Below are 18,063 nucleotides of genomic sequence, written 5' to 3'. Positions count from 1 at the left end.
GATTTTTATTTTTGTACATTCTTGTATTCAGTGAGTGTACATGGATTTAATTAATGCTGTAATACTAGGGATTATACAAGGTATTACAGAATTCCTACCGATTTCAAGTTCTGCTCACCTTATTCTCGCTCCTCTGGTTGCTGGCTGGAAGGACCAAGGGGTGGCATTCGACCTAGCTGTCCATATAGGCACCTTGCTTGCTGTTTTACTCTACTTTAAAAATGATGTAACAAACCTAATTTACGATGGTTTGTGTTCATTTCAACATCGTCAATTCGTTGGTCAAGGGAAAATCCTGCTGTTGTTAATCATTGCGACAGTGCCGGCGGCTTTGGTTGGTTTGTTGTTAATGGATCTCATTGACGAGCAGTTACGATCCGTTGAAGTCGTCTTTTTCACCACATTGGGGTTTGGTTTGTTATTAGGCTGGGCTGATTGGCGGCCTAACCAGCAATGCGACTTATCTTCATTGCGCTTAAAAGACGCTTTACTCATCGGTATCGCACAAGCATTTGCTCTTATTCCTGGCACCTCTCGTTCAGGTGCAACCATCACCGCAAGCTTGCTGCTAGGTTTAAGCAGAGAAGCCGCTTCGCGCTTTTCATTTTTACTTGCCATTCCCATTACAGCATTGGCCGCGAGCGCAAAAATATTGGAAGTGGCATCAAGTGACATACATATCGATTTGCTTGCTTTTTTGGTAGGCGGATTAACTTCTTTCGTCATGGCTTTGACTGCTATCCACTTTTTCTTAAAGTGGCTGGATCGATTTGGTATGTGGCCTTATGTGATTTATAGAATCGTCTTGGCTGCATTAATTTATTTCATTTTTTTAACTTAAGGTAACGTTATGACACTTGCTATATTGGCTATATTAGGTGGTTTTATTTTATTAGTGTGGAGCGCTGATCGCTTTGTTGAAGGCGCTGCGGTAACCGCTAAGCATGCTGGAATGCCCTCGCTGCTTATTGGTATGGTGATCGTTGGTTTTGGTACGTCTGCACCTGAAATGGTGGTTTCCGCCATGGCGGCAATAGATGGTAATCCTGATTTAGCGCTGGGGAATGCCTTAGGCTCGAATATTGTTAATACTGGCTTAATTCTTGGCGTAACAGCCGTTATTACACCGATTATGGTGCAGTCTAAAATTGTCCGAAAAGAAATCCCCTTGTTGTTGTTAATAGGCTTACTGTTGGGCTATTTTCTCTTGGATGGCGCATTGACGCGTGTTGAAGCGGTGCTGCTATTGGTTGGGTTCTTTACTTTGATTGGTTGGAGTATTTTTTCTGCCATTAAAAGTAAAGGTGACAAATTAGAAACGGAGATGGATCAGGAATTAGTTGATCATGCTATGCCGCTCAAAAAAGCCATTTTTTGGTTAGTGCTGGGTCTTGTGCTGTTAATCGTAAGTTCGCGTGTTTTGGTATGGGGAGCTGTAAACATTGCACATGCATTTGGTGTAAGTGACTTGATTATTGGACTCACCATCGTCGCATTGGGTACTTCACTCCCAGAGCTTGCCGCTTCGGTTATAGCCGTTAGAAAAGGCGAGCACGATATTGCGATAGGCAACGTTGTTGGTTCGAACATGTTTAACTTACTTGCTGTTGTTGGTATTGCGGGTGTTATTTCGCCAATGTCCAGCTTACCTGAACAAGTACTATCACGCGACTGGTTAGTGATGATGAGCATGACGGTAGCCTTATTGATTATTGCTTATGGTTTTCGTCGAGCGGGCCGTATTAACCGATATGAAGGTGTTGGTTTATTAATCGCGTTTTGTGCCTACAATGTCTGGTTGGTGTCATCAGTAATTGCTTAGCTTTACTCCTTTTTAAGTACGCCTTAACATTTAGCTTTATTTAACAAAAAACAGGAATAAATGATATGAAAGAATCACTCATGCAGTTTTGGTCTGATCACTCACAAACAATTATAACACTCGGGTATAATTTGTTATTGGCAGTTGCCATACTGATCGCTAGCTCATTAATAGCCAAAACGGTTCGTAAAGCAATCGCGAATACGAGAACCAGGCTTGATAAAACATTAATCCCGTTATTTTCAACAATAGCCAGTTACGCGGTTTATGTCATTGGTGGTGTATTTATTCTGGATATTTTTGGCGTCAATACAGCGAGCTTAATCGCGCTGGTTGGTGCTGCGGGCTTAGCGATTGGACTGGCTCTGAAAGACACGTTAAGCAATATCGCCGCAGGTATTATGTTACTAATAGTACGCCCATTTCGCGCCGACGATTTTATTGAGTTTGGTGGAACGCAAGGTACCGTTAGAGAAATAAATTTATTTACAACCATTCTTGAAACCACTGATGGATTATATATTGCCTCACCTAATAACATGCTATGGGGTAATAATATTAAAAACTTCACTCGTAATGGTAAACGACGTATGGATATTATTGTGGGTATTTCATATTCAGACTCTATTAATGAAGGGTTTGCTGTATTAAAGAAAATTGCTGAGAGTGAATCAAGATTGTTAGCTGAACCTGCGCCTCAAGTGATGGTTGCATCAATGATCGATAGTGCAGTGAACATTCAGCTAAGAGTATGGGCAAAAAATGAAGATTACTGGTCAGCGTACTGGGATTTAAATAAGCGAGTGAAAGAAGCAATAGAAGTCGCAGGGCTAACCATCCCATTCCCTCAGCGAACATTGCATATTGTCGGTGAACAAAACGCCCAAGCAATACAGAAAAATGCACGAAAAGATTAATTACTTTCCTTTTATTTACCCTAACAATGGGTTTAGTTGCAGTTCTGTCGCCGAACCTAATCACTGACATGACCGCATATAAAATAAACCCATAGTCTGACAAATCGAAACATATAAAAAATAGATATTTATGGGAGAATGATATTTTTTTACGAAAAACAAAATGGCTTGTGTTCTATCTAACAAACTTTTGGATAATAAACGTTTTAGAGTGTTAGCCTATTACCATTAGGAAAAGTATGACTATGAGAGCCGTTAATGCCTGCGTTTTCAGCCTGGTAAGCTGGCGGCTTTTTTGCCGCGCAGCGCGAAAAAGGTGACAGTCTATTCCAGTCCTTGCATGATGTACTTGTTAGGTATTTTCATCTTCAGTGATTTTTTTTTGCTAGATGGATTGTCTCAATAGCTTTTGCCCTGCGATCTCTTATTTTTATGTTGAGCATCTCCACGAAGAAGGAAAAAGCCATAGCAAAGTAAACGTAACCTTTTGGTATATGAACATCGAACCCCTCTGCTATAAGAGTGAATCCTATTAATATCAAGAAAGACAATGCCAACATTTTGATTGTAGGATTCGCATCTACAAAATCACCTATTGGTTTTGCAGCTACAAGCATAACGCCAACCGATGCAACTATTGCTATCACCATAATGCTTAGATGATCAACTAACCCTACAGCAGTTATTACCGAATCAAGTGAAAACACAACATCAAGGATAGCAATTTGAATGAGGATCGAAATAAACCCGGAGGCTGCAACCTGTGCCTGAGATGCTTCTTGTATTTCAAAGCTACCGTGTATTTCGTGTGTGGATTTTGCGAGAAGAAAAAGCCCACCTATAACTAGTATGATGTCTCTACCAGATATTTCATTTCCGAAGACAATAAACAAAGGCTCAACTAAGCCCATAACCCAAGCCAAGCTGAAAAGCAGTAGTAACCGAGTGCCCATAGCTAAAGATAGACCAATCTGTCGAGCTTTAGCCCGCTGTTTTTCTGGCAATCTGCCAACAAGTATTGATATAAATATTATGTTGTCTATTCCAAGAACAATCTCCAAGGCTATCAGGGTTGCTAATGCTACCCACGCCTCTGGACTTGCGATCCATTCAAACATTCTTTTTTACTCTACATTTGTGTGAAGTTACGATTGGCTAACGTTTTAGTACTTATGCGTTGCGCTGTTTGCTGCGCATAAATCTCTTGTTTGACTTGGTCGATGCCTAGTCCAGGTTAATTGGTACGCTTTATACTATAGGGTTTTCCTTTTTTGATGCTAACTCTGGGCTGTAGAGTAGTTTCGAACTGATCATATAGCTTGGTTTTTACGTATTTCATTGAAATTCCCTTGTCATTGCTGTGTGCTGCTTCAATATGAGTAATACAGTCAATTGAAGCTTGATTTGGCTCCGCGCAGCGGCTTAGTTTAATAGCTTATTGAACGGCTCGCCAAATAAAGTTATTGATCAATATCATCCTACATTTGCAATATCGTTGATGTAAAGCAATAAGATATTCGCAAAACCCAAGAACAAACTGATGTAGCCTAAATAAAGTGTTCATAAAATTTATTTACTACAATATCAATCAGTTAAGTTTAATCGCATAATTGATACTTACTACCTTGATGCATATTCTCATGCATCGCGATCACCTAATACCATCTAAGCCGATCACCTAATACCATTCATCGCGATCACTCAATACCATCGATGCCGATCACTTTTCGGTCAAAATAGTATTGAGTGATCGGCTTGAATAGTACCGTTCGTTTTTTGTACTTTTTTGTCTGCCCGTAGGTGTTTTTAACCGTTATTCTTTTCATTTTTGATGATGAGAATGACCATGCCAACGGCACCTATTTCAATGCGTAAACTCAAAGAAATTTTAAGACTAAAATACGGCTGTAAACTCAGTCATCGTCAGATAGCAAAAAGCTTATCTGTTTCACCCTCAATCGTGTCTAAATATGCCTGTAAATCAGCAGAGCTAGACATTACTTGCTGGCCGCTTGATGAGAAGTGGGATGATAACTCTCTACAACAAGCGTTTTTCAAAACAAAGCCTCGTTTAAAAGGCTTTACCATTCCTGACTGGTCGTTAGTTCAACAAGAGCTTCGGCCTAAAACCATGACGTTGTTGCTGCTTTGGGAAGAATACAAAGAGCGGCACGCGGAAGGTTTTTACAGTTACACTCACTTCTGCCGTCAGTACAAGGCATGGCTTAAATGCCAAAAACCCTCGATGCGACAAAACCATAAAGCTGGTGAAAAACTGTTTGTGGATTACTGTGGCCCAACCATGAGTATTGTTGATAGAAGTACAGGCGAATGCCGTACTGCACAAGTATTCGTCGCGGTCATGGGGGCATCAAATTATACCTATGCCGAAGCGACTTACAGCCAGAAACTTGAAGATTGGGTGATGAGTCATGCCCGTTGTTTTGAGTTTCTTGGTGGTGTTCCTGAGCAGATCATTCCTGACAACCTTAAAAGTGCCGTCACCAAACCCTGCCGATATGAGCCTGACTTAAACCCAACCTACCAACAACTAGCGACGCATTACGATACCGTCATTGTGCCTGCAAGACCCTATAAACCAAAGGATAAAGCCAAGGCTGAAGTGGGTGTACAAATTGTTGAACGTTGGATCATGGCACGTCTTCGTAATGAAACCTTTTTTAGCTTGCGTCAATTAAATCTAAAGATTCAAGAATTACTCATCGATTTAAATCAGCGACAAATGAAAAAACATCCTGGCTCACGATTAAGTCAATTTGAAGCCATTGATAAACCAGCGTTAAAACCATTGCCCTTGCAGCCTTACAGCTACACCTTAGTGAAACAAGTGAGAGTACATATTGATTATCATATTGAGATTGAAAAGCACTATTACTCAGTGCCACATACCTTGATCAAGCAAAAACTTGAAGCACATGCCTCAGGAAAATTGGTGACACTCTACCATCAAGGCATACGAGTCGCTGTTCACCCCAGATCATACCGAGAAGGTGCGCATACAACACTTGAGCTACATATGCCTATCGCTCACCAAAAACAACAGCAATGGACACCGCAGCGATTTGAGCGCTGGGCAAGTCAGTTTGGTAAATCAACCGAGCAGTTTGTTATGCAATTGATGCAAGCTAAAAAGCATCCAGAGCAAAGCTACCGTGCTTGTATGGGGTTATTAAGCCTAGGCAAGAAGTTTACAGACCAACGTCTTGAAGCCGCCTGTCATCGCGCATTAGCCACAGGTGTTACTCGCGTAAAACAAGTGAAAACCATCTTAGAAAAAGGCTTGGATAAGCAACCCTTGCCACAAGCTCAGGGTGATTCGCTACAAGATATTGATCATAAAAATATCCGCGGCAATAACTATTACCATTAATAAAAACTAACCAATCAAAGGAAATCTTATGAAAAATATCAATCAACAAGTCAATAACCAGTTAAGTAACTTAAAGCTAAGCGGCATACGTGATGCGCTATTACAGCAACTTGAACAACCTAATCTATACGTAGAACAAAGCTTCGAAGAGCGGCTAAGTTTATTGCTTGAGCATGAAATAACGCAGCGTGACCAGCGTAAAATTGACCGCCTAACTCGACAAGCAAAGTTCAGAGTTGGCGGCACGCTTGCTCAACTCAACTATGGCGCAGCACGACAACTCGATAAAACTCAGATCCGTTCATTAGCACAAGGTGAATGGCTTCGCCTTCACCAAAATATTTTGATTACGGGAGCAACGGGGTGTGGCAAAACTTACCTCGCTTGCGCTCTTGGTCAAAACCACTGCCAACAAGGGAGTAGCGTTTATTATTTTAGGCTCAAGGAGCTATTAGAAAAGATGTTCTTAGCGCAAGCCGATGGTAGTTATCGAAAACTGATCAACAAGCTTAGCTCTGCTAATTTACTGATCTTAGATGATTGGGGATTAGAGCCATTAACGGCTCAACAACGTAGTGATTTATTGGAATTAATTGATGCAAGATATGATACAAAATCGACATTAATTGCCAGTCAATTACCGATCGAAAATTGGTATGAAATGATAGGAGAATCGACACATGCTGATGCGATTCTAGATCGACTTGTTCACGGAGCAATAAAGTTGGAATTAAAAGGCGAATCGATGCGAAAAAAACTAAATACCTTGACTGAAGCCGATCACTGAAGCTAGATTTTACGGAGGTCTACTGGCGAACAAAAAAGTGATCGGCTTGAATGGTATTGACCGATCGGCATCATGGTATTACGCACTTGGATTTACTTATTATCTTGTTTTATATAAATTAAACCAAAATGCATTATAACTGTATATAAAATCAGCTCATTAGATTATGCAATCTAGGCAGTAAAAAATGGTCTCTGTAAAAGAGCAGTATCAATTAAATTTTGTATGGAAAACGAAGGCAAGCATTGTTAAATAGAGTTTTGATTCTAAGTAACTTTGGGGCAGAAATGAGTTTGCCAATATCGCCCCTATCCGATCCTAATCAGCAATGAAAACACAGTTCCTATAAGAACCATGCTTTCTTTCAGTTCACCCACATAATCTTAGATATTAACCATTATAATGGGTGTTACACCTTTAGGGATTCATAACAGACTTTATTATGATTTATCAAGCTTTAATATCAACGTACAAAGCCCACCCTCGAATGTTTCTAAGGGTGGGAGTCGGAAGTTATGGTCTTTACTTTATTGTTACTTAAGATCAAGTATCACAGATTGTAGCGGTTGTAGGCTAATATCAACTATTGCGCTGCCGTCAGCTTGTATTGCTAATGAATAGGGCGTTTGTGGCGATGTGAGTAAGTCGGTTAATGATCTATTTTCACTGACTTGCCATGTTTTGATTAATGTTTGCGGTAATACAAGGTTAAATTGCTTGGCTTCATGCTGGCTAAAGTTACTGGCAATAATTAATTGTTGCTGCTGATTATAACGGCTAAAGGCAAACACTTTATCATCATATCCGACCACGTTAAGTTGACGCTGAGTGGTATCTAATTCCTGATATTCGCCCTGTAATGCCGGTGCGCTGTGGCTTAAATTTAACAGGCGTTGATAGTATTGACGCAGGGCTTTTTCTTGGTCTGTTGATTGTCCACCATCAAACTTGCCGTTATTCATCCAACGTTGATGTGCTGGTACGCCGATATAATCAAAAATACTGGTGCGAGTAGGCTGACCAAAACCGGCATTTTCTGCACCTTGCTCGCCCACATCCTGACCAAAATACACTAGTGTCGGCGAGCGACTTAATGTGGTTGATATAACCATAGCAGGTAAGGCGGCTTCAGGGCTGCCAGCAAAGTCTGCGGTATTAATTCGCTGTTCATCGTGGTTTTCTAAAAAGTGCAGCATATGCGCTTCAATATCAGCAACTTTTGCCTGATCGGTTGCAATTTGAGCGGTACTGGCTTTGTTTTGAATGATGTTCTTTAGGGTGTCGTATAAGTCGACTTTATCGTACAAGTAATCCATTTTACCTTGCTGAATGTAGGCGCGATAAAGACTTGGGTTATATACCTCTGCAAGTAAGAACGCATCGGGTTTGGTGTGTTTAATGTGGCTGTTGAGATAGCTCCAAAATTCAACGGGCACCATTTCGGCCATGTCGTAACGAAACCCATCAACACCTTTGGCTAACCAGTATTGGGTGATGTTTTCAAATTTACGCCATGAATCAGGAATCTTCTCATTTGGTTGCGATTGCCAAAATTGATAATGTTCAGCGGCAGATTTTGTGTCAAAGCCACTGGGCAAGGCAGGAAAATCATGGCTGCCATCGGGCTTAACACCATAATTAATTTTAACTGTTTCATACCAGTCATTAGCGTCCGGTTTGGCTAAACGTGAGCCATTGCCCGTCCATTTAGCTGGTGACTCAGTAAACAAACCGTCACTGAGTGGATTAGTATCGCCGCCAAGTGGTTGATAACCATTACTTGCCTCAGGGACTTGAAAGTTTTCGCCGATCACATAATAGAAGTTGTTATTTTTACTGTAGGTTTGGGTTTTATCATCTTTAGCGCCAAAATCTTCTACACCTGCGGGCGAGGATAAAGATTGATAATTACGCGCCACATGGTTAGGTACGATATCGATAATCACCTTCATGCCTTGTTGATGGGTTCGGGCAATTAACGATTCAAACTCGGCTAAGCGGTTAGCAGGATTATCTGCTAAGTCAGGGTTAACATTGTAATAGTCTTTTACCGCATAAGGTGAACCCGCACGGCCTTTGACCACATCAGGGTCGTCATTGCTAATACCTATTGCACTGTAGTCATTAATGACCCCGTGGTGGGGGACTCCGGTATACCAAATATGGGTGGTGCCTAATGATTTAATATCTTGCAATGCGGTGTCGGTAAAGTCGCTGAATTTACCAATGCCGTTTTCATCAATGGTGCCCCAAGGTTTATTGCTTGTGTTGGTGTTGCCATAAAGTCGAGTGAATACTTGATAAACCACGGCTTTATGGGGCAACTCAGGGCTAAATTTGTTTGCTGACTCTTTACTCGGCCCGTTTTCTTTAACAGCATCTTGTTTAGCAACGCCTTGTTTAGCCTCTATTATCTGCTTAGCTGAATCGGCAGTGTTAGGCGCAGTGTCTGAGCAAGCCGACAGTGTTAGTAGAGCCGTTGCGGTGATGATTGATAGCGCATAACGGTTATGTTGATATTGTTTCATCATATAAGTCTTGTATTCTTTATTGAGTGATTGACAAAATAGTGACACCTTTTTGTGTCAATTTAAGCGCTGAATCCAATGAGTAAGTTTTAGATGTTAGGATATCTTTCGCCTGCTTCGATTGCTGAATAATTTGATTAAAACGCTGTAAATCTAACTCAACGGGCTGTTCATTTTTGTTATAAATGATCATCAAGGTTTCACCATCGGCTTGTCTAAATTGCACGTAAACCCCATTTTTAGGTGCGAAGTGCTGCAATGTGCCCGACGCGATGGCGACAGACTTTTTACGATAATTTAATAGTGTTTTATTAAAATTAAGCGCATCTAATTGGCTGGCGCTGAGATTGGTATTATCTAACACGCTGCTGCTATCGCTTTGCCAACCACCTGGAAAGTCAGCTCTAACCGCGCCATCATTTCGGTCTTTTGTTGGGCTGGTCATCGCGATTTCAGTACCATAAAAAATTTGTGGAATACGGTTACTGGTGAGCACGTATGCCATGGCCATTTTGTATAATGCCATGTCTTCATTTAACAAGCTGTATAAACGATTAGTGTCATGATTACCTTCAAATAACACCAGCTCAGTAGGATCGGCATACACCACATCGTTGGCGAGCATTTCATATAAGTTGATTAACCCAGACCCCCAGTCTTCTTTTTCATTCAAACTTGAAATGATTTTTTCATACAAAGGGAAATCCATCATACTAGGCACGTATGACTGATAACCGTCTTTGTTATTTTTGCCAGCTTGCCAATAACTTACCGTGACAGGGTTGGCGGTCCATTCTTCACCCACAATATTAAAGTGCGGATATTCATCCATCACAGCTTTAGACCATTTTGCTAAAAAAGCTTTATCGGCGTAAGAGTAAGTGTCTTCACGAATACCACTTAGGCCTGCATATTCGACCCACCAAATACTGTTTTGAATAAGATAAGTAGCAAAGTGCGGATCGCGCTGATTTAAATCAGGCATGGTGTCGGTAAACCAGCCATCTTCAAACTCAGCGGTGTCTGCGGTCACTGTGTACGGGTCTTGTACTGTAGTGCGTCTGTGGCTGGTGTAGGTAATATCTTTACTATCCTGTTGCCATTTAGCTTGGCCGTTAATCCATGTCGAGGTTGGAAAACCTAAACCATTAGGTTTCATCCATTGATGACCCGAGCCCATATGGTTAACAACCACATCTTTAATAATACCTATGCCAAAGGTATTAGCTTCTTCTACCAGGGATTTATATTCTTGATTACTGCCAAAGCGTGGATCAATTTTATAAAAGTTGGTGGTTGAATAGCCGTGGTAAGAATACTGCGCTTGATTATTTTCCAGTAATGGATTGATCCATAACTGAGTCACACCTAAATCCTTCAAATAGGGTAGCGCTTTGCGAATACCCATAATGTCACCACCATGCCTGCCATCTTTATCGGCTCGGTTAGCCTGTTCAAGCATATCCAGGTGATTATCATTATCAGGATTGCCATTTACAAAACGGTCGGGGGTGATGAGGTAAATTACATCTTTATTGCTAAATCCCTGACGATTTCTAGACTCTTTTTCTCGGGCGAGAATAGCGTAATCAATACGTTGTACTAAGGTATTATTATCATAAAGCCCGATAGTTAACGTTTGTGGTTGTGCATTAGCTAAGTCTAGATTGATAAACAGGTGATTGTCACTTTGTGCAGCGTCAACACTGACTAAGTTAATATCGGTGGCATTAATCAGTTTAACGTCAAATTGGCTAATATTTTTGCCATACACTAATAGTTGTAATTGACTATTGTGCATACCAGACCACCAGAACTCTGGTTCGACGGCCACTGAGTTAACCTTAGCGGATTCTACTTTTGCTGACTTTATATCAGCAAAAGTCGCTGCACTGAACAAGACAGTGGCACTGAATATCATACCTGAGATAAGGGCGTTGGCCTGCTGGTGACGAGTTAATTCCATGGGATACCTTAGTTAATTTTAGTTTTTAATTCTTAATTGCTAATTCTTAATAGCTAATAGCTAATAGCTAATAGCTAAGTGACTCAGTTATCGATAAAACGGTTTAAGCTGATTACTTTAAGGGCTGGTGTAAAGCATCAGCTATCAAAGCCTGTCATCTACAGGGTGTTAATAAAATGCTCATGTTCAGGCATTGCATCAACTGCACGGCCTATGATGGTTTTGATATTAGACAGAAACTCCTGCAAATCGCTATCTTGAATGCTATTAGCCAGTGGATTGAAATCCTTTGGCGTTATGCCTTGGCCTAACATCACTTGCACCCAGGCGGCTTCAGTAAATAATTCATCCTGATGACGAGTCACGGTACCTGTTGCTTTAAATAAATCTATCTTCTGTTGCAGTGATTCAGGTATGGTCATTTCGCGGCATTGTTGCCATAAATCAGCTTGTTCATCGCGCTTATTTACCCGCTGATTAAGGTGGTAATGCAGAATAATAAAGTCACGAATTTGTTCAAACTCTGTTTTTGATTGGCGATTAAACTCATCAATATTGGCTTGCTGAACCCCATTATGGGGAAATAGTTTGCTGAGCCGAATAATGGCTGACTGAACCAAATGAAGACTGGTTGATTCCAGCGGCTCTAAAAATCCACTTGATAACCCAATAGCGACACAGTTTTTGTACCACTGCTTTTCACGTCGGCCAGTTTTAAAGGTAATCTTTCTGGGTTCGGTTAATGGTTTACCGTCAAGATTGTTTAATAACAGTGCTTTAGCATCGTCATCGGAGATAAATTTACTGCAATAAACCAAACCATTACCGGTACGGGTTTGTAACGGTATACGCCATTGCCAGCCTGCATCGTGGGCAATTGAACGTGTATAGGGCGTGATTGTTGCTGTGCGTTCACATTGCACAGCATAAGCACTGTCACAGGGAAGCCAGTGTTGCCAATTTTCAAAACCAACGCGCAATTGTTTTTCAATAAGGAGTGCGGCAAAGCCTGAACAATCGATAAAAAAGTCACCATAAATACACTGATTATCATTTAACGTCACCGACTCAATATCGCCGTTTTGAGTTAATTGAGTGGAGGTGATTATTCCTTCAACACGTTTAACGTTAAGGTTTTCACTGTATTGGCGCAGTAGTTTGGCATAAAGGCCTGCATCGAAATGATAGGCGTGGGTAATGCCCGCCAGTGGCGAGCCAGGAACCTTGTCCATTAGGCTAAATTTGTTGGCTCTGGCTGCTTGGTAATTGAGAGAGTATTGCCAGAAGTCGGCATTAGCTAGTGGGTTTGATTTTAACCAATAATGGTGAAACTGGGTAAAACCAATGTTTTTACCTATGTCGCCAAAGGCATGCATATAACTTTGTTGTTGTTTGCCCCAATTTTCAAATTCAATACCCAATTTAAAGGTGGCCTGGGTTTGCTTGATAAAGTCTGCTTCTTTAATGCCCAGCACACTATTAAATATTTGTAGCGGGGGTATTGTTGCTTCGCCAACGCCTATGGTACCAATGTCCTCAGATTCAATTAAGGTAATGTTGAGTTGAGACTTAAATAGCCGAGTGAGCATGGCCGCTGTCATCCAACCCGATGTACCGCCACCTACAATTACAATGTTATTGATTTTGTTATTATTCATAGTAATCGCCTTGTAATATTAGCTATAAAGTAAAAAAGCCCCTGTAACAGGTTACAGAGGCTTTTTAGTCGCCGCTAGATTAGAACTTGTAGTTCGCACCTAACATGAAATTGCGACCGTAGTTTTGATAGTCACGTACATGACGGGCATCATCACCAGTATATGAAGTGAATGGCTCATTGGTTAAGTTGTTCACTTGAAGTACCACTGATAGACCGTATAAGGCATCAATTCCACTTTCAGTAAAGTCATAACCCACTTGCGCATCAACCACGGTTTCAGCTTTAACGTTAACATTTTGACGAGTCAAACTGATAGCAGTGACTTCACCTAAGAAGTCGCTACGGTAACGTGAGCTAACACGGGCTTCAAAGCCTGAGTTTTCATAGTAAACCGTTGCGCTAAATGTTTTTTCTGATAAACCAGGCAGTGCCGTAGGGTCACTGTCTGCGGTTTCTTTAACTTCAGAATCGTTATAAGCGCCACTAAGCACAGTACCAAAACCCGTTAGTGAATCAGCAAATAAGCCGAAGTCTAACGAGAATGTTGCTTCGATACCTTGTACATAACCGCCGTCACCATTTTGTGGTTGCGATACTAGACCCATTGGGTTATCACCTGGGTTTTGCGGTAAAATTGTACTAAAATCAAATACAGCCTGTTGATTGTATACGAAGTTTTCTAGGTCTTTATAGAATGCTGCTACTGCAAAGTAACCTTGGTCACTAAAGTAGTTTTCGTAACTTAAATCAAACTGGCGGGCTAACCAAGGACGTAGTTCAGGGTTACCTGCACCACCAGACCAGTTAATACCGTCATTTGGATTTTCATTGTAGCTAAAGTTAACGTTAGCATTCATTTGATCCATGCGAGAGCGAGTTAATGTACGCGCTGCGGCAAAGCGGATCATTTGGCTATCAGCCACTTCAAAGCCTAAGTTGATACTCGGTAACCATTCAACATAATCATCGCCTGCTGTGCGTGGTGTCATGGTGACTTCACCATCAGCAACCGTTGCCACAGTACCGTCAGAGCTTTGCTTAGACTGTACTGCTTGTAAACCTAGGTTACCGGTCACTGGGATATCAAATAATTCAGTTTCTAAATTACCCATCACGTATGCTGTGGTAATTTCTTCACTTACTGCCCAAGAATTGGTAGCACGTGATAAATCAACGCTAGCGACGTCAGTTTCAGTATAGTTACCGTCATTATAGAAGGCTAATGAATCATAGCTGAGCACATCACCCATACCAAAGAAGCCAAGTGATGTCGGCGCTAACAGGTATTGGTCTGGTACTGTCATCATATAATTAGGATCGGTGCCGTCATAACCTTTAAGAGTTAAGTAGTAACCTTTGTCTAATTTTGTTTTGTCACGTTCAGTGAGGTTTACGCCAAATTCGATGCTGCGAAATGCGCCGCTATCAAAGACATACTCAGCACTTAAACGAAAAGACTGTAATTCATCTTCAATTTCAGGTTTATTGATAAAACCATCTTGAGTATTAGGACCCAGTGGACTGCCCCAACCAAGTGAGTCGCCAAGTCTAATTACGCTAGGATCTGCATAATTTAGGCTGTGGCTAAATTCATAACCACCATTGCCATTATTCATAAAGCCTAAGTCATCAACTGCGCCAACACCAGTGCCACGGCCTGTACCACTGTAACTTTCCATACCAATGTCGGTACGGTCAGCTTTAGATAAACCAATATCAGCCTCAACAGACCAATTGTTATTAACTTGGAACTTATTATTCCAACCAATTGACAATGATTCAGCATCACGCTTGTTGACATCGTTACGCACCACAACTTCAGCGCCACGAATCACGCCTTCAGTGACTAAGCCGTCTTCCGTTTTAGTCGCTTCAACACCGCCGTTAGCGCCCCAAGCTGCAGGAATTTCAATACCACGTAAACGTTGGTCATCGGTGAATTTAGAGTAGTAAACGTCTACCACTGAATGGAAAAAATCATTTGGTGCATATTCAAAAACAGCTAACACACCATCACGCTCAAGTTCACTTGAACGTACAAATGGTTTAGCACCGCCTAATACGCTATCACCAGCAGCATTTTCTGGGTAACCCCATGCTTGCCAGCGTTCTTCTTGGTTAGGCGATTGCATACGCGCATAGCCTAACGCAATACCGATAGTATCATCAGCAAATTGGTCGATATAAGAGATACTGCCGCGATAACCTTTGTCTTCTGAGCCACTATTAAGTGCGCCTAGGTCATTCATTTCGCCACGCATACCAATGGCAAAAGTTTGCTCACCGTGTGCTAATGGACTAATAGTTTGCATGTCAACCGTGCCGCCAATGGCTTGAGCCATCACAGAGGCGTCAGGTGTTTTATATACAACGACTCGGTTTAATAATTCTGATGGATATTGGTCAAACTCAACACCACGGTTATCGTTCACAGAGGCTTGTTCGCGTCCGTTTAGTGTTGCCGTGGTGAAATCTGGGCCCATACCGCGAATAGAGATAACGTTAGCGCGTCCATCAAGACGCTGTGCAGATACACCAGGTAAACGGGCTAGTGACTCAGCGATTGACACATCCGGCAATTTACCAATGTCTTCAGCAGAAATAGCTTCTACGATAGAAGAAGATGACATTTTTAGTGATTGTGATTCTTGTAAACTGCGGCGAATACCAGTGACTTTTACCACTTCGATATTTTCATCGGCAGAGACAGCGGCATTCACATCGTCAGCAGCATAAGCACTAATGCTTGCTCCTGCAGCGACTAACGCTAATGTGAGTAGGCTTGGTTTAAATAGCAACATTCATCGTTCCCCTTTTGCGACGGCTTAACCTTGATTTATCGAGTTCAAGTATTAGCAATCTTTTTGATTTTGGTTACAGTCTTTATTGTGTTTTTGTATCAGCCTGCTTATTTGACTGCAGTAAATGCTGAAGTTATGACCAAATTGTTGCACAACAGTGACGATACTACTCCTAGGGTTGTTTGGCCGACAATATTATGCATACGTATTCAAAAGCTTTGTCGTAATAAAGTTGTGGTTGCTTTACATTTTATTAACGTGAGCAAGATAGGAGTTCTATTGCTTAAGTGTATGTATACGTTTGTGATATTGCTATTTTAAAAGCAATTATTTTGAAAGTATTTTTATGCATACGTATGCAGGTCTATTGAACCGCATTTCCCTATTCACGTATCCTCAATGCAACAACAATATCACGATGACGTGTTATAACGTCGCAACATGTGTTTAACAGCATTGGAATAGTGGGTCGATGTTAAGCATCATTTAGAGGGAATGTAATGGGTCAAGTAACCTGGTGGCGCGGCGGAATAATTTACCAAGTTTATCCACGCAGTTTGATGGATTCGAACGATGATGGCGTGGGTGACTTACAGGGGATCATTGCTAAACTTGACTACATTTCTAGTCTGAACGTAGATGCAATTTGGATTTCGCCTTTTTTTAAATCACCGATGAAAGACTTTGGTTACGATATTAGCGATTATCGCGATATCGACCCTATGTTCGGTACTATGGCTGACTTTGATGAGTTAATTAGCAAAGCTCATCGTTTAGATATTAAGATTATTATCGATCAGGTACTCAGTCATACCTCTGATCAACATGCATGGTTTGAAGAAAGTCGTCAAAGCAGAACCAACCCTAAAGCCGACTGGTATGCATGGGCCGATCCTAAAGACGATGGTAGCGCCCCCAATAACTGGCTGGCTATCTTTGGTGGCTGTGCTTGGGAATGGGAGCCTCGTCGTCAGCAATATTATTTACATAACTTCTTAAAAAGCCAACCAGACTTAAACTTTCATTGCGACGATTTACGCCAAGCGGTATTAGATAACGTCGAATTTTGGCTTAAAAAAGGCGTTGACGGCTTCCGCCTAGATGCGATTACGTTTTGTTATCACGACGAGCAACTGCGTGATAATCCCGCAAAACCTAAAGACCAGCGTCAGGGAAGAGGTTTTAGTGAAGACAATCCGTACGCTTATCAATATCATTACTATAATAATACTCGTCCGCAAACCGTAGGCTTTATTGAACAGTTACGTGGATTAATTAATCGCTACCCAGGCGCAGTGACCTTAGGTGAAGTCTCTTCTGAAGACTCATTAGCGACTATGGCTGAATATACTCAAGGTGATGATCGTTTACACATGGCTTATAGCTTTGAGCTATTAACCGATGATTTTAGCGCAGCCTACATTCGTCAAACAGTGGAAGAATTAGAAGCCAGTATTGGTGACGGCTGGCCATGTTGGGCCATTGGTAACCATGATGTACAACGTGTAGCGTCTCGTTGGGGCAAAGGTGAAACCAATACCGACTTAGTCAAAATGCTTAACGGTATGCTGTGTTCATTACGTGGCAGTATTTGTAGTTATCAAGGTGAAGAGTTAGGTTTAACAGAAGCCCCCATCGAGTTTGAACAACTGCAAGACCCATTTGGGATTGCATTTTGGCCAATGTTTAAAGGCCGCGATGGATGTCGAACGCCAATCCCTTGGGAGAAAACAGCGACTCAGGCAGGTTTTACTCAAGGGCAGCCTTGGTTACCTATTCCTGCTGAACATGCTAATCAAGCAGTTGATGTGCAAGAAATGGATCCACACTCAGTATTGCATAGCTACCGTCATTTCTTAGCGTGGCGTAAAAATCAGGCTGTATTGATAGAAGGGGATATTGAGTTTATTGATGCCCCGCCGGCAGTGTTAGCGTTTAAACGATACAATAGCGATAAAGCCATGCTGGTGTTATTCAATTTAACCGCTGAAACAGCTTATTTTGACTTAGGTGCTTGGGTACTAAGTTCAGATGCGCCAAGTTCAGTGACGCTAGGTGATATCCACAGTGAGCATGGATTACTTGCAGGAGAGATTGATAAATCTAAGCAGATAAAACTGCCGCCGTTTGCTAGTTTCTTCGCTGATTTATCATAAGTATAAGATTGTGCCATTAACCTCTTTGATTAATG

At 41.5% G+C, this 18,063-nt stretch carries 11 protein-coding genes; 6 read left to right on the top strand and 5 right to left on the bottom strand.

Annotated features, from left to right (window positions below; genetic code table 11):
- The first annotated feature begins 40 nt into the window (after nt 1-40).
- The 3 genes from L0B17_RS12410 (at nt 41) to L0B17_RS12400 (ending at nt 2,739) form a co-directional block, all read left to right on the top strand.
- Nucleotides 41-841 (top strand): undecaprenyl-diphosphate phosphatase, encoded by an 801-nt coding sequence (locus L0B17_RS12410; RefSeq protein WP_124017005.1) that lies wholly within the window; start codon nt 41-43, stop codon nt 839-841.
- Nucleotides 842-850: 9 nt separating this feature from the next.
- Complete coding sequence (locus tag L0B17_RS12405; protein WP_124017004.1) at nt 851-1,822, top strand: calcium/sodium antiporter; 972 nt, start codon at nt 851-853, stop codon at nt 1,820-1,822.
- Nucleotides 1,823-1,887: 65 nt separating this feature from the next.
- Nucleotides 1,888-2,739 carry a mechanosensitive ion channel family protein gene (locus L0B17_RS12400; protein WP_160056807.1) on the top strand — a complete coding sequence of 284 codons (852 nt, stop codon included), beginning with the start codon at nt 1,888-1,890 and terminating at the stop codon, nt 2,737-2,739.
- Nucleotides 2,740-3,107: 368 nt separating this feature from the next.
- Here the strand turns inward: L0B17_RS12400 and L0B17_RS12395 are convergent, their stop codons facing one another.
- Nucleotides 3,108-3,857, bottom strand: coding sequence for a TerC family protein (locus L0B17_RS12395; RefSeq protein ID WP_235085202.1), 750 nt, complete (start codon nt 3,855-3,857; stop codon nt 3,108-3,110).
- 728 nt (nt 3,858-4,585) lie between these two features.
- On the opposite strand from L0B17_RS12395, the gene istA reads away from it, so the two are divergent.
- Nucleotides 4,586-6,130, top strand: coding sequence for an IS21-like element ISShfr5 family transposase (gene istA / locus L0B17_RS12390; protein WP_041412878.1), 1,545 nt, complete (start codon nt 4,586-4,588; stop codon nt 6,128-6,130).
- Between the two features lie 28 nt (nt 6,131-6,158).
- Entirely contained in the window at nt 6,159-6,917 is a 759-nt protein-coding gene (istB, locus tag L0B17_RS12385; RefSeq protein WP_011637026.1) for an IS21-like element ISShfr5 family helper ATPase IstB, read from the top strand.
- Between the two features lie 533 nt (nt 6,918-7,450).
- On the opposite strand, the gene L0B17_RS12380 is transcribed toward istB, so the two are convergent.
- From L0B17_RS12380 to L0B17_RS12365, 4 genes are all read right to left on the bottom strand, one after another.
- Nucleotides 7,451-9,445, bottom strand: a complete 1,995-nt coding sequence (locus tag L0B17_RS12380) for an alpha-amylase family protein (RefSeq protein WP_443019951.1) — start codon at nt 9,443-9,445, stop codon at nt 7,451-7,453.
- A 19-nt stretch (nt 9,446-9,464) separates the two neighbouring features.
- Nucleotides 9,465-11,411 carry a glycoside hydrolase family 13 protein gene (locus tag L0B17_RS12375; RefSeq protein WP_235085198.1) on the bottom strand — a complete coding sequence of 649 codons (1,947 nt, stop codon included), beginning with the start codon at nt 11,409-11,411 and terminating at the stop codon, nt 9,465-9,467.
- 158 nt (nt 11,412-11,569) lie between these two features.
- Entirely contained in the window at nt 11,570-13,069 is a 1,500-nt protein-coding gene (locus tag L0B17_RS12370) for a tryptophan halogenase family protein (protein WP_235085197.1), read from the bottom strand.
- Nucleotides 13,070-13,148: 79 nt separating this feature from the next.
- Entirely contained in the window at nt 13,149-15,872 is a 2,724-nt protein-coding gene (locus L0B17_RS12365) for a TonB-dependent receptor (protein WP_235085195.1), read from the bottom strand.
- Nucleotides 15,873-16,372: 500 nt separating this feature from the next.
- Here L0B17_RS12365 and L0B17_RS12360 point away from each other — a divergent pair, with 500 nt between their 5' ends.
- Nucleotides 16,373-18,028 carry an alpha-glucosidase gene (locus L0B17_RS12360; RefSeq protein ID WP_235085193.1) on the top strand — a complete coding sequence of 552 codons (1,656 nt, stop codon included), beginning with the start codon at nt 16,373-16,375 and terminating at the stop codon, nt 18,026-18,028.
- The last annotated feature ends 35 nt before the right edge of the window (nt 18,029-18,063 follow it).

Origin of the sequence: Shewanella sp. OMA3-2 (assembly GCF_021513195.1) — a bacterium.
Lineage (GTDB): Bacteria > Pseudomonadota > Gammaproteobacteria > Enterobacterales > Shewanellaceae > Shewanella.
This window is presented reverse-complemented; position numbering and strand designations above follow the sequence as displayed.